The organism is Agrobacterium sp. 22117, from assembly GCF_052045735.1.
In the GTDB taxonomy this organism is placed as follows: Bacteria; Pseudomonadota; Alphaproteobacteria; order Rhizobiales; family Rhizobiaceae; genus Agrobacterium; species Agrobacterium cavarae.
Genome location: NZ_JBQEPP010000001.1, coordinates 543,761 through 556,492 on the forward strand (window position 1 = coordinate 543,761; position 12,732 = coordinate 556,492).

11 protein-coding genes are annotated in these 12,732 nt (G+C 60.1%); 9 read left to right on the forward strand and 2 right to left on the reverse strand.

The annotated features are described in order from the left end of the window. Nucleotides 1-66: 66 nt before the first annotated feature. Entirely contained in the window at nucleotides 67-363 is a 297-nt protein-coding gene (gene groES, locus ACTJKV_RS02595) for a co-chaperone GroES (protein ID WP_062425989.1), read from the reverse strand. Nucleotides 364-532: 169 nt separating this feature from the next. Here groES and chrA point away from each other — a divergent pair, with 169 nt between their 5' ends. The 6 genes from chrA to ACTJKV_RS02625 all read left to right on the forward strand — a co-directional run bounded on the left by chrA (nucleotide 533) and on the right by ACTJKV_RS02625 (nucleotide 8,505). Then, nucleotides 533-1,852: a chromate efflux transporter gene (gene chrA / locus ACTJKV_RS02600; RefSeq protein ID WP_274100831.1), complete on the forward strand. Its 1,320-nt coding sequence runs from the start codon at nucleotides 533-535 to the stop codon at nucleotides 1,850-1,852. Between the two features lie 103 nt (nucleotides 1,853-1,955). Beyond that, on the forward strand, nucleotides 1,956-2,804 hold the full coding sequence (locus ACTJKV_RS02605; protein WP_113225484.1) for a TIGR01459 family HAD-type hydrolase: 849 nt from the start codon (nucleotides 1,956-1,958) through the stop codon (nucleotides 2,802-2,804). 113 nt (nucleotides 2,805-2,917) lie between these two features. Next, on the forward strand, nucleotides 2,918-3,898 hold the full coding sequence (locus tag ACTJKV_RS02610) for a bifunctional riboflavin kinase/FAD synthetase (protein WP_274100830.1): 981 nt from the start codon (nucleotides 2,918-2,920) through the stop codon (nucleotides 3,896-3,898). A 271-nt stretch (nucleotides 3,899-4,169) separates the two neighbouring features. After that, entirely contained in the window at nucleotides 4,170-7,073 is a 2,904-nt protein-coding gene (gene ileS / locus ACTJKV_RS02615; protein ID WP_112955955.1) for an isoleucine--tRNA ligase, read from the forward strand. A gap of 235 nt (nucleotides 7,074-7,308) precedes the next feature. Then, entirely contained in the window at nucleotides 7,309-7,941 is a 633-nt protein-coding gene (locus ACTJKV_RS02620) for a hypothetical protein (RefSeq protein WP_062425984.1), read from the forward strand. A gap of 81 nt (nucleotides 7,942-8,022) precedes the next feature. Next, the gene (locus ACTJKV_RS02625; RefSeq protein ID WP_274100829.1) at nucleotides 8,023-8,505 is read left to right on the forward strand and encodes a GNAT family N-acetyltransferase; all 483 of its coding nucleotides are present in this window, start codon (nucleotides 8,023-8,025) and stop codon (nucleotides 8,503-8,505) included. Between the two features lie 12 nt (nucleotides 8,506-8,517). On the opposite strand, the gene ACTJKV_RS02630 is transcribed toward ACTJKV_RS02625, so the two are convergent. Next, nucleotides 8,518-8,970, reverse strand: a complete 453-nt coding sequence (locus tag ACTJKV_RS02630) for a nucleoside deaminase (protein ID WP_116493219.1) — start codon at nucleotides 8,968-8,970, stop codon at nucleotides 8,518-8,520. 72 nt (nucleotides 8,971-9,042) lie between these two features. Between ACTJKV_RS02630 and ACTJKV_RS02635 the strand changes: the two genes are divergently transcribed. The 3 genes from ACTJKV_RS02635 (at nucleotide 9,043) to ACTJKV_RS02645 (ending at nucleotide 12,659) form a co-directional block, all read left to right on the forward strand. Then, nucleotides 9,043-11,040 (forward strand): pseudouridine synthase, encoded by a 1,998-nt coding sequence (locus tag ACTJKV_RS02635; protein ID WP_274100828.1) that lies wholly within the window; start codon nucleotides 9,043-9,045, stop codon nucleotides 11,038-11,040. After that, nucleotides 11,040-11,597, forward strand: a complete 558-nt coding sequence (rsmD, locus tag ACTJKV_RS02640) for a 16S rRNA (guanine(966)-N(2))-methyltransferase RsmD (RefSeq protein ID WP_062438589.1) — start codon at nucleotides 11,040-11,042, stop codon at nucleotides 11,595-11,597. Before ACTJKV_RS02635 ends, rsmD begins: the two co-directional genes overlap by 1 nt. A gap of 123 nt (nucleotides 11,598-11,720) precedes the next feature. Further along, nucleotides 11,721-12,659: a patatin-like phospholipase family protein gene (locus ACTJKV_RS02645; RefSeq protein WP_082447255.1), complete on the forward strand. Its 939-nt coding sequence runs from the start codon at nucleotides 11,721-11,723 to the stop codon at nucleotides 12,657-12,659. Nucleotides 12,660-12,732 lie beyond the last annotated feature (73 nt).

The following is a 12,732-nucleotide window of genomic DNA, read 5'->3' on the forward strand; positions in this document are numbered from 1 at the left end:
CTCCTGGTTTCGAATGGCCGGAACAGTGTCCGGCTTCAGATTACGGAAATGGGGAAGGCGGCTAAATCAGCCGATGATGCCCATGATGTCGGCTTCCTTCATGATGAGAAGGTCTTCGCCGTCGAGCTTTACTTCCGTGCCGGACCACTTGCCGAACAGGATGCGGTCGCCGACCTTGACGTCGAGAGCGACGATCTTGCCGGACTCATCGCGTGCGCCGGAGCCAACTGCGACGATTTCGCCTTCCTGCGGCTTTTCCTTGGCGGTATCAGGAATGATGATGCCACCCTTGGTCTTAGCTTCAGACTCAACGCGACGAACCACAACGCGGTCGTGCAGCGGGCGGAAATTGGTGCTTGCCATTGTCTATTCCCTCGATCAAATGACATTCGCGGATCGGAAACGACCCGCCTGGATTGATGTTAGCACTCTCATTTGCCGAGTGCTAGCGAGACGGAGATAAGCAGGGTGTCGGGTGCTGTCAAGAACGGCCTGTCGGAAAAATTTCATGTAAAATGGTTACTGCGATTGCATGACAGATTTTTTGCGCTCCGAAACTTCCGCTACCCACCCGACTCTGTCGGAACTCTTTTTTGTCTTCGGCCGTGTCGGCCTGTTGAGCTTCGGCGGTCCAGCGGGCCAGATCGGCATGATGCACCGCGTGCTGGTCGATGAGAAACGCTGGCTTTCCGAAGAGCGATTCCTGCACGCGCTGAATTACTGCATGCTTCTCCCAGGACCGGAGGCCCAGCAACTGGCAACCTATGCCGGATGGCTCCTGCATGGCAGACGCGGCGGCATCATCGCTGGCACGCTCTTCGTTCTGCCGGGCTTCCTCGTCATCGTCGCACTTGCCGCAGCCTACGCGCTCTATCAGGATACGCATTGGCTGCCCGCCCTTCTCTTCGGTCTGAAGGCAGGCGTGCTCGCCATCGTCATCGAAGCCTTGCTGCGCGTGGCAAAACGCGCGCTGAAGAGCCGCTTCCTTATCGGTATCGCGGCCGCAGCCTTCGTTGCTCTGTTCTTTTTCGGCGTTCCCTTTCCGCTCGTTATCCTCGCTGCTGGTATTTCGGGTTTCCTGAAAGCCCGAGGAGGGCGCTCGACAAAGCCTGATGTCGAAAGCAAGGCGCCACCCCTGCTGCGGCAGATCCGAGGGGTTCTCGTCGGCATTCTCATCTGGCAAATGCCGCTTCTGCTGTTCTGGCTTCTGGCCGCGCCGAGCTCGCTCATCGAACTGCAAGAGTTCTTCTCAAGGCTTGCAGTCGTCACCTTTGGTGGCGCCTATGCGGTTCTTGCCTATGTGGCGCAGGTGGCGGTGGAAACGCATCACTGGATGACGGCAAGCGAGATGCTGGACGGTCTGGCGCTTGCAGAGGCGACGCCCGGACCGCTCGTTCTGGTTCTTTCCTATATTGGCTTTCTTGCAGCGTTTCGGCATCCGGGCATGCTCGATCCGATGCTGGCGGGTGTTCTGGGCGCAAGTGTTGCCGCCTGGGCAACATTCGTACCGAGCTTCATCTTCATATTTCTCGGTGCGCCTTACGTGGAAAGGCTGAGAGACAATGCGGCTTTATCCGGCGCCTTGTCCGCCATTACCGGCGCGGTGGTGGGCGTCATTCTCAATCTTTCGGTCTGGTTTGGTCTGCATGTGCTTTTTGGCAAAGTCGAAAGGGTTGAACTTCTGCCTCAGATCAATTTCGGCATGTCCTTGCCCGAATGGCATTCGCTCGACCTTGCATCACTTGCGCTCTTCGTCGTCTCGGCCATCATGCTGTTTCGCCTGAAATTCGGTATGCTGCCGGTGCTCGGCCTGTGTATCGGGGCAGGTTTCATCCGGCTTTGGCTCGGCTGAGGTATTAGTTTCGCACAGGCACCCGCTGTCTTTTTCGCTTGCCATCGCAACCAGCCTTTGCGATGTCACGAGCTCGAAAATGATGGAAAGAGTTGGAAGATTCATGGCCCACCGCATTGCCACCCTTGGCGACATCACCTCCCAATTCGATGTCATCCTCTCCGATGTGTGGGGCGTGCTGCACAATGGCGTGACCGCTTTTCCCGCAGCCGGTGTCGCATTGGCCGAAGCGCGCAAGAACGGCAAGACTGTCGTCCTCATCACCAATTCCCCGCGTCCGGCCATCGGCGTCATTCCGCAGTTGCGTGCGCTTGGCGTGCCCGATGAGGCCTATGACCGCATCGTCACCTCGGGTGACGTGACCCGCGAGTTGATTGCCGAGGGACCGAAGAAGGTCTTCCTGCTGGGTCCCGAGCGCGATATGCCGCTGTTCGATGGTCTCGACGTGACGGTGGTGGGTGAGAGCGATGCGGAAGCCGTTGTCTGCACTGGTTTCTTCGACGACGAAACCGAAACGCCTGAAGATTATACCGAGATGCTAAAGGGTTTTGTCGCCCGCTCCGCGCCGATGATCTGCGCCAACCCTGATCTGGTGGTCGAGCGTGGCGAGCGCATCATCCCCTGCGCAGGCGCCATGGCGGCCTACTTCGAACAGTTGGGCGGCGAAGTGCGCATTGCCGGCAAACCGCATGCGCCGATCTACGAGGCCTGCTTTGCCGCGGCAAAGGAAGTGCGCGGCGAGTTCAGCAAGGACCGTGTTCTGGCAATCGGCGACGGTATGCCGACCGACGTCAAGGGCGCCATCTCCGCCGGTCTCGATCTCCTCTACATCAGCGGCGGCATTCATGCGGCGGAATACACGTTGAATGGCGAGATCGATGAGGCGCTTCTTAATAGCTATCTGAAAAGCCAGAATGCGGCGCCCGGCTGGTGGATGCCGCGTCTGGCCTAAAGCGAGTCGCGATCTTTCAGATCCGCGCTTTACGCTTTAGGTCCTTGTTTGTCGCATGTCGTTATCGCAAAACCGATGGCCACTTTTGCGCGACACGCTTTAGAAAGTTTCCGATGACCGTGTTCCATCGCAATGAGAAGAAAGAACCGCTTCCGGACGCATTGAAGGGTGGCGTTGTCGCGATCGGTAATTTCGATGGTGTGCATCGCGGCCATCGCGCCGTGCTGGATCAGGCGCTGGAGCTTGCAAGATCGCGCGGCGTTGCAGCCCTTGTCCTGACATTCGAGCCGCATCCGCGCACGGTTTTCCGGCCGGAGACGCCGGTCTTTCGTCTGACGCCGGCGCCGCTGAAAGCCCGCCTTCTGGAGGCGGAGGGCTTTCAATCCGTCATCGAATATCCCTTCGACAAGACATTCTCGCAGCGTTCGGCAGAAGACTTCGTCAAGTCCATTCTGGTCGACTGGCTGGGTGCTGGTGGCGTCGTCACCGGCGTCGATTTCCATTTCGGCAAGGGCCGCGAGGGTGGTCCGGCCTTTCTGATGCAGGCCGGCAAGCGCCATGGCTTCGATGTGACGCTGGTAGATTCGTTTCGTGATGAGGGCTCGGACGTGATTTCATCAAGCCGTATTCGGGACTGTCTGGCCAAGGGCGATGTGGTCGGTGCCGCTGGTCTGCTTGGCTATCGCTTCACGGTGGAAGCAGAAGTTATTCGCGGGCAGCAGCTTGGCCGCACACTCGGTTACCCGACAGCCAACATGGCGCTGCCACCCGAAACGGAGTTGAAGCCTGGAATCTATGCGGTGCGCTTCAGACCGGCCGACGGAACGCTGCATGACGGTGTGGCAAGCTTCGGCTATCGCCCAACGGTAACAGAGAATGGCGCAGCCCTTCTTGAAACCTTCGTCTTCGATTTCAGCGGCGATCTTTACGGCCAGGTCTGCTCGGTTTCCTTCTTCGGCCACCTGCGCGATGAGCTGAAATTTGATGGGCTGGAGGCGCTCGTCGTTCAGATGAAGAAGGACGAGGAGGAGGCAAGAGCGCTTCTTTCAGGTGTCACGCCGCTCAGCGAAGTGGATGCCAAGATCGCTTTTTGACGAAGCGGGCCACTCCTGCGATCAATTCCCTTTTCAAACAGGCTGAAACGTCCTAAACAACCGGCCATGATCCAATATCGGTCGACGTTCATATCCCGAATTATTGGCCCGGCCTTCCGCCCGCTCTGAGAGCCGGAAGGTCCGGGATTTTGGCGCTTGTCTCAAGCATGTCGTCCGGACATGCGTCAGACAATCCAGGCGCCTTCGCTAAGCCCTCTTTTTTTGATGAGACGGCGCGAGCCTCATTCGGCGCCGCGATAATGGTACGATCATGAACGACACCGCAGAAAAAATCGATTACTCCGCAACGCTTTACCTGCCGCAGACGGACTTCCCGATGCGCGCCGGTCTGCCGCAAAAAGAGCCGGAGCTAGTCAAGCGCTGGCAGCAAATGGACCTCTACAAGAAGCTGCGCGCCTCCGCCGCCGGCCGCGAGAAGTTCGTGCTGCATGATGGCCCTCCTTACGCAAACGGCAACATCCACATCGGCCACGCGCTGAACAAGATCCTGAAGGACGTCATCACCCGTTCCTTCCAGATGCGTGGTTACGACTCCAACTATGTCCCCGGTTGGGATTGCCACGGCCTGCCGATCGAATGGAAGATCGAGGAAGCCTACCGCGCCAAGGGCAAGAACAAGGACGAGGTTCCGATCAACGAATTCCGCAAGGAATGCCGTGACTTTGCCGCTGGCTGGATCAAGGTTCAGTCGGAAGAGTTCAAGCGTCTCGGTATCGAAGGCGATTTCGACAATCCCTACACGACGATGAACTTCCACGCCGAAGCGCGCATCGCCGGCGAGCTGTTGAAGATCGCCAAGAGCGGCCAGCTCTATCGCGGGTCCAAGCCTGTCATGTGGTCGGTCGTCGAGCGCACGGCGCTGGCGGAAGCGGAAGTCGAGTATCACGATGTCGAAAGCGACACGATCTGGGTGAAATTCCCGGTCGTCGAGGGTTCGGCTGAGCTTGAAGGCGCCTCGATCGTCATTTGGACCACGACGCCATGGACGATCCCGGGCAACCGCGCGATCTCCTTCTCGTCGCGCATCCAGTATGGCCTTTACGAAGTCACGGCTGCTGCCAACGATTTTGGCCCGCAGCCGGGCGAGAAGCTCGTCTTTGCCGACAAGCTGGCAGCCGAATGCTTTGCCAAGGCGAAGCTGGAATTCAAGCGCGTCCGGGATGTTTCTTCCGACGAGCTAGGCAATCTTGTCAGCGCCCATCCGCTTGCTGGTCTCGGCTACGATTTCAAGGTGCCGCTGCTCGATGGCGATCACGTCACCGACGATGCCGGTACGGGCTTCGTGCACACCGCTCCCGGTCACGGTCGCGAGGACTTTGACGCCTGGATGGCGCAGGCGCGCCAGCTGGAAGCGCGCGGCATCTCGGCAAAGATCCCCTTCACCGTCGGTGATGATGGCTTCTACACGGAAGATGCCCCCGGCTTCGGCCCCTCGGCAGAGGGCGGCGCTGCCCGTGTCATGGACGATAACGGCAAGAAGGGCGATGCCAATGAGCGCGTCATCAAGGCGCTGATCGCGGCCAACAACCTGTTTGCCCGTGGACGCCTGAAGCACAGCTATCCGCATAGCTGGCGCTCCAAGAAGCCGGTCATCTTCCGCAACACGCCGCAATGGTTCGTCTATATGGACAAGGAACTGGGCGATGGCACCACGCTGCGCTCGAGAGCCCTGTCTGCAATCGACGACACGCGTTTTGTTCCAGCCGGTGGCCAGAACCGCCTGCGCGCCATGATCGAAAACCGCCCGGACTGGGTCCTGTCGCGTCAGCGCGCCTGGGGCGTTCCGATCGCCGTCTTTGCCGATGACAAGGGCGAGGTGCTTTTGGACGAAGCCGTCAACGCCCGCATCCTCGATGCTTTTGAAGCTGAAGGTGCCGATGCCTGGTTCGCCGAAGGCGCCAAGGAGCGGTTCCTGGGCAACGACCATGACCACGCCAAGTGGCACCAGGTCATGGACATTCTCGATGTCTGGTTCGACTCGGGCTCCACCCATACCTTCACGCTGGAAGACCGCCCGGACCTGAAGTGGCCGGCGGACGTCTATCTCGAAGGCTCAGACCAGCATCGCGGCTGGTTCCATTCGTCGCTGCTGGAAAGCTGCGCGACGCGTGGCCGCGCGCCCTACAACGCCGTCGTCACCCATGGCTTCACCATGGATGAGAAGGGCGAGAAGATGTCGAAGTCCAAGGGCAACGTCGTTGCGCCCCAGGATGTGATGAAGGATGCGGGCGCCGATATCTTGCGCCTTTGGGTCATGACCACCGATTACTGGGACGATCAGCGTCTCGGTAAGGCGATCATCCAGACCAATGTCGATGCCTATCGCAAACTGCGCAACACCATCCGCTGGATGCTCGGCACGCTCGCCCACGACAAGGGCGAGGAGATCGCCTATGCCGATCTGCCGGAACTGGAAAAGCTCGTTCTGCACCGCTTGAGCGAGCTCGATAAGGTAGTACGCGAAGGCTACGACAGTTTCGAGTTCAAGAAGATCGCCCGTGCGCTGGTGGATTTCTCCAACGTCGAGCTCTCGGCCTTCTACTTCGATATCCGCAAGGATGCGCTCTACTGCGATGCGCCGTCTTCATTGAAGCGCCGCTCGGCGCTCTACGTGATCGCCAAGCTTTTCGATTGCCTCGTGACATGGCTGGCACCGATGCTGCCATTTACCACCGAGGAAGCCTGGCTTTCGCGCCATCCGGGCGCCGAGTCTGTTCATCTTGAACAGTTCCCGACCATCCCGGCAGAATGGCACAGCCCGGCAGTCGATACCAAGTGGGAGAAGATCCGCAAGGTTCGCACGGTGGTCACCGGCGCGCTGGAAGTCGAGCGACGGGAAAAGCGCATTGGTTCCTCGCTGGAAGCGGCACCGGTGGTCCATATTGCCGATCCGGAGCTGATGGCGGCACTTGAAGGCCAGGACTTCGCAGAGATCTGCATCACCTCGGCAATCTCCGTGGTTGCGGGCGAAGGTCCGGCGGATGCATTCCGTCTCGGTGAGGTGCAGAAGGTCGCGGTTGAGCAGAAGCTGGCGGAAGGGCAGAAATGCGCTCGCTCCTGGCGGATCACGACCGATGTTGGCTCCGACCCGCAATACCCGGACGTTTCGGCCCGGGACGCGGCAGCGCTGCGCGAACTGGGCGTCGGCGTCTGAAACCTCGTTTGCTCAAGAAAATTGCCGGATGAATTGCGCTTTTGCCCTTCATCCGGTAAACCTGCCTGAAAATGGTCGGAATTGCGCATCAAGGGGTGCATCCGGTCGTCGGGACAGCCGCGCGCGCATAAGAAGATCAGGGTGATTTTCGTCAGGCATATCGCGTGGTTTTAATATGTAGAGCGTCTGTTTTGCGTCATTCGTGCCGCGCGGCGTTCTTGGGCGGAAGGGTTTCATGAGCATGACGCAGAGTTTTCGCATGTATCGCACCGTGGCAGGCATTTCCTTTGCCTGCCTGGCGCTGAGCGCGTGCACCAGCCCGACCTATGGTACGGGCAAGTCTGCAAGCGAACAGCTCCTGGACGATCTTGGTAACGCCACCTCGATCACCGGTGATCAGACCAAGCGGAATGTGAAGTACAATCCGCGCCCGGGTCTTGTCGTACCGGCCCAGGCCCGTGCCGAGCAATTGGCTCAGCCACAACAGAGCCTTGCCAACCGCGAGACCAATCCGCAGTGGCCCGAAACTCCGGAAGAGGCACGTGAGCGTCTTCGTGCGGAAGCCGAGGCCAACAAGGACAACCCGAATTATCGTTCGCCGCTCTTGGCTGGCAATGGCACCAACGGCCAGATGACAGAAACCCAGAAGTGGGAAGCCTTCCGCAAGGCCAAGGCCGATGCGCAGGGAGGTACGGTGGTCAACACCAATACGCGCAAGTATCTGACCGATCCTCCAGTCGAGTACCGCAATGTTTCCCAGGATCAACTGGCCGATCTCGGCGAGCCTGAGCTGAAGAAGGAGAAAGAGCGCAAGAAGAACGCTGCTCTGGCCGGAACCGGCAAAAGCTGGTGGAACCCCTTCCAGTAATCCTCCCAAGGTTCATCTTACAAACGCGACGCTTCTGACGTCGCGTTTTTGTTTTCGGTATCTTTGTCTACGGAGTTTGTCGTGACGCTGCTGATCAGGGACGCGATTGCCGCCGATGCGCCCACCATTTTGCGCTTCATTCGTGAGTTGGCCATCTACGAGAACGCCGAGCACGAGGTGAAGGCCACTGTCGAAAGCATCACGGCCTCCATTTTCGGTGAGGGCTCCGTTACCTCTGCGCTGATCTGCGAGCGCGAGGGTCAGCCGATCGGCTTCGCCGTCTGGTTCCTCAGCTACTCCACATGGCTTTCCCGGAACGGCCTTTATCTGGAAGACCTCTATGTCACGCCCGATGCGCGTGGCTCCGGCGCTGGGAAGGCGCTGTTGAAGCGTTTGGCTGCCATTGCAGTGGAAAAAGGCTGTGGTCGTTTCGAGTGGAGCGTTCTGGATTGGAACGAACCGGCCATTCGCGTCTATCAGGCCATTGGTGCCGAGGCGCAGGACGAATGGGTGCGGTACCGTCTTTCCGGTGACGCGCTCAAGGCTTTTGCCTCAGGCGATTGATGTTCAGCGCCTTCAGTCGCGCTTGTTTTGAAAGAAGGCCCGCAGAATTTCGGCACTCTCCACCTCGGCAAAGCCGGAATAGACCTCCGGTGCATGATGGCAGGTCGACTGGTTGTAGAAGCGAACGCCGCTCTCAACGCCGCCGCCCTTCGGGTCGTTCGCGCCATAATAGAGACGGCGGATGCGGGCAAACGAGATTGCCGCTGCGCACATAGTGCAGGGCTCCAGCGTGACGTAAAGATCGGCACCGGGCAGCCGCTCCTGGCCAAGCTCTTCGCAGGCCATTCGCATCACGGCAATTTCGGCATGGGCGGTAACGTCGTTCAATTCACGCGTGCGATTGCCGGAACGGGCAAGCACGCGGCCTTCATAAACGAGGACGGCACCGATCGGCACTTCGCCACGCGCACCCGCTGCCTGCGCTTCTTCCAGCGCAATGTCCATGAAATGCATCGTTTCCGCCATGCTTCTTGCAATTTCCTCTTAACCGTCGCCGCGTGACCTGATAGGACACGGCAAACAACAGGCAAACAACAAATGACATTCAAAGACAAGCCGAAGCGCGCCGGTGGCAAGACGTTCGACCGTGACAGGAAGCCGAAATCATCGGCAAAGCCGTCATCTGACGCGTCGGCGGGACGTGACAAGAAGACTTTTAAAGAAAAGCCGGAAGCAGCAGCCGTGGTAGAAACGGTCGCCTCCAAGCCGGAACGCATTTCCAAGATCATGGCGCGCGCAGGTGTAGCCTCGCGCCGCGATGTCGAGCGCATGATCATGGAAGGTCGCGTGTCTTTAAACGGCGTCAAGCTGGATAGCCCAGTCGTCAATGCGACGCTGGATGACAAGATCGAAGTCGATGGCGTTCCGATCCGTGGCGCTGAGCGCACGCGCCTGTGGCTCTATCACAAGCCTGCTGGCCTCGTGACCACCAACTCCGATCCGGAAGGTCGTCCGACCGTCTTCGACAACCTGCCGAAGGAACTGCCGCGCGTTCTCTCAATCGGTCGTCTCGACATCAATACCGAAGGCCTGCTGCTGCTGACCAATGATGGCGGCCTGTCCCGTGTGCTTGAACTGCCGACCACTGGCTGGCTGCGCCGCTACCGCGTGCGCGCCCATGGCGAGGTCGATCAGGCAGCACTCGACAAGCTGAAGGACGGCATTGCGGTGGACGGCGTGCTCTATGGCGCGATCGACGCGACGCTCGACCGCACGCAAGGTCACAACGTCTGGATCAGCATGGGCCTTCGTGAAGGCAAGAACCGCGAAATCAAGAACGTGCTCGGCGCCCTTGGTCTTGAGGTCAACCGCCTGATCCGCGTATCCTATGGACCCTTCCAGCTGGGCGATCTGCCGGAAGGTCATGTCATCGAGGTTCGCGGTCGTATGCTGCGCGACCAGCTTGGACCGCGCCTGATCGAGGCTGCCGGCGCCAATTTCGATGCGCCGATCTATGATCACAAGTCCGAAGAGGACGAGGAAGAGGCGCCCGCCAAGCCGGCCAAAGCCGAGTGGGGCAAGCAGGCTGCCGGCGACCGCAATCCGCGCGACGGCGACGAGCGTTCTTCCGGTCGTTTCGATGGAAAGCGCTCCGATAAGCCTGCTGGCAAGTTCGCACCCAAGGCAGGCGGCAAGCCCGGCGGCAAGTTTGCCGGGAAGGGCAGGGACGAAGCCGAGACCGACGATCGCGGTCCGAAGCGTCCGCCGCTCGGTAGCAACCGCACCGCCAATGTCTGGATGGCGCCTGGCGCCAAGCCGACCCGTGATGGCAAGGCCCGTAAGCTCTCCGCGCGTGCCGAAGCCGAAAGCGCTTTCAAGCAGCCATCGGCACAGGCTGAGGCCCGCCGCGCAGTCGTGCGCCACGCCGATGATGAGGGCGAATGGATTCGTTCCGATTCGAGCAACGAGGCCGGGCGTGATGAAGGTCGCGGTCGTGGCCGTGGTGATCGCTCCTTCGGCGATCGCAAGCCACGTGAAGCGGGCGATCGTCCCGCGCGTGGTTCGTTCGGGGATAAGCCTCGTGGTGAGCGCAAGTTCGGTGATCGTCCCTTCGGTGACCGCAAGCCGCGCGAAGATGGCGAGCGCAGTGAGCGCCCACGCAATGACCGCCCCCGGGGCGAAAGATCCTTCGGCGAAAAGTCCTCCGGCGACAGAACCGAGCGTTCGGATCGGCCAGCCCGTTCGTTCGACGATCGTCCTGCCCGTACTGACCGCTCCTTTGGTGATCGCAAGCCGCGTGAGGACGGCGATCGTCCAGCACGCAGCGAACGTCCCTTTGGCGACAAGCCCCGCGGCGGCAAGCCCTCCGGTGGAAGACCATCGGGCGGCAAGCCTGGCTTCGGCAAGCCGCGCGGCGAACGCTCTGAAGGCGGCAGCGGCCCGAAGGGCTTTGGCGGCAAGGGCGGCAGCAGAGGTTCCGGCGGCAAGGGTCAAGGTGGCAAACCGTCGGGAGGCGGCGGTCGTGGTCCCGGTGGCAAGCCATCGGGCGGTAGACCGTCCGGCCCAAGAGGCGGCTCGCGAGGGAACGGCGCGTAATGCGGATCGTTGGCGGTGAGTTTCGCGGCCGCAGTCTGGCCGCGCCCAAGTCGAATGCCATCAGACCCACGATCGACCGGACGCGGGAAAGCCTGTTCAATATTCTGAGCCATGCTTACCCCGAAAGCCTGGACGGCACCCGCATTCTCGATGTTTTCGCAGGCACCGGTGCCGTTGGTCTGGAAGCGCTCTCGCGCGGCTGTCGTGTTGCCCTTTTTGTGGAAAACGGCGTCGAGGGCAGGGGGCTTTTGTGGGAGAACATCGATGCGCTCGGGCTGCACGGCCGCGCTCGAATCCTGCGCCGCGATGCGACGAAGCTTGGTGGGGTCAACAATATCGAGCCCTTCGACCTTCTCTTCGCCGATCCGCCCTATGGTCAGGCGTTAGGTGAGAAGGCCTTCCAGGCCGCCCATCTCGGCGGTTGGCTCGTACCTGGTGCGCTGGCGATTCTGGAAGAGCAAGGCGATGTGGCCGTGATGGTCGATCCCGTCTTCAAGCCGCTGGAAAGCCGCACCTTCGGCGATACCAAAATGCATTTCTACCGCTACGAGCCCTGAAGCACCTCAGTGGACGCGAGAGGAGACCTCCGCGTCACTGTCCTGTCGTCTTTATGTCATAGAGCCAGTCTCAGTATGACCGTCGCGTCGCTTTGCCCAGATGCATTGCTGAGGCGCGATCGCATGACAGGAAATGAGGCTGTTCTCGTGGCTGCGAAGAAAAAGAAACTCTCCGACAAAAAGCGTAAGCGCAAAGAAACGGCAACGGAAAGAAGCGATCCCACCTTTGCGGTGGCTTTCGGTGGCGGCGGTGCACGTGGCATCTGCCACATCAATGTTATCGAAGCGATGGATGAACTCGGCATTCGCCCAAGCGCCATTGCCGGAGCCTCCATCGGCGGCATCATGGGCGCCGGTATGGCCGCCGGGATGAGCGGCAAGGACATTCGCGATTACACGCTGGCGCTGATGGGCAAAAAGGGCAGCGTCGCCAACAAGCTCTGGAGCCTCGGTCCTGCCTCCATGCGCCATGCCGCCTTCGGCTTTCGTTTGGGCCAGTTCAATCTTGAACTCATTCTCGATGCGCTTTTACCCTCCGCACTGCCGCGCGATTTCGCCGAACTCGGTGTTCCGCTGAAGGTGATCGCAACCGACTACTACGCACAGATGGAAGTCATCTGCCAGGACGGCGATCTGCGCCAGGCGCTTGCGGCCTCCGCCGCCATTCCAGCTCTCTTCATGCCGATCCGCATGAATGACCGCATCATGATCGATGGCGGGATCTTCAATCCCGTTCCCTACGAGCATCTCCTCGACGATGCCGATATTGTTATTGCTGTCGATGTCGTGGGCGGACCGGAGGGGGACGGCACCACCATGCCAAACCGAATCGAAAGCCTTTTCGGCGCCAGCCAGTTGATGATGCAATCGGCCATCGGACTGAAGCTGCGCATGCGCCCGCCGCATATTTTCCTGCGCCCGCCGGTCAACCGTTTTCGTGTGCTGGATTTCCTCAAGGCCCACGAGGTGCTGGCCGAATCGGATGGCATCAAGGACGACCTGAAGCGGCAGATCGACATGCAGATCGAGCTGTTTCACCGGGGGCGTGGCCTGGATATCTGAGCGCTTCTGCTCAAATGCAGGTGAAATGGCGCTTTGACCTTGATGCGGCAAAAGCTCGGCCATAAATGAAGGT

Excerpts from the sequence above, each read along its gene's own strand:
- ACTJKV_RS02645 (WP_082447255.1), top strand. The coding sequence starts at position 11,721 with ATGACAGGAAATGAGGCTGTTCTCGTGGCTGCGAAGAAAAAGAAACTC.
- ACTJKV_RS02620 (WP_062425984.1), top strand. The coding sequence starts at position 7,309 with ATGAGCATGACGCAGAGTTTTCGCATGTATCGCACCGTGGCAGGCATT.
- ileS (WP_112955955.1), top strand. The coding sequence starts at position 4,170 with ATGAACGACACCGCAGAAAAAATCGATTACTCCGCAACGCTTTACCTG.
- rsmD (WP_062438589.1), top strand. The coding sequence starts at position 11,040 with ATGCGGATCGTTGGCGGTGAGTTTCGCGGCCGCAGTCTGGCCGCGCCC.
- ACTJKV_RS02605 (WP_113225484.1), top strand. The coding sequence starts at position 1,956 with ATGGCCCACCGCATTGCCACCCTTGGCGACATCACCTCCCAATTCGAT.
- ACTJKV_RS02630 (WP_116493219.1), bottom strand. The coding sequence starts at position 8,970 with ATGGCGGAAACGATGCATTTCATGGACATTGCGCTGGAAGAAGCGCAG.
- ACTJKV_RS02610 (WP_274100830.1), top strand. The coding sequence starts at position 2,918 with ATGACCGTGTTCCATCGCAATGAGAAGAAAGAACCGCTTCCGGACGCA.
- groES (WP_062425989.1), bottom strand. The coding sequence starts at position 363 with ATGGCAAGCACCAATTTCCGCCCGCTGCACGACCGCGTTGTGGTTCGT.
- chrA (WP_274100831.1), top strand. The coding sequence starts at position 533 with ATGACAGATTTTTTGCGCTCCGAAACTTCCGCTACCCACCCGACTCTG.
- ACTJKV_RS02635 (WP_274100828.1), top strand. The coding sequence starts at position 9,043 with ATGACATTCAAAGACAAGCCGAAGCGCGCCGGTGGCAAGACGTTCGAC.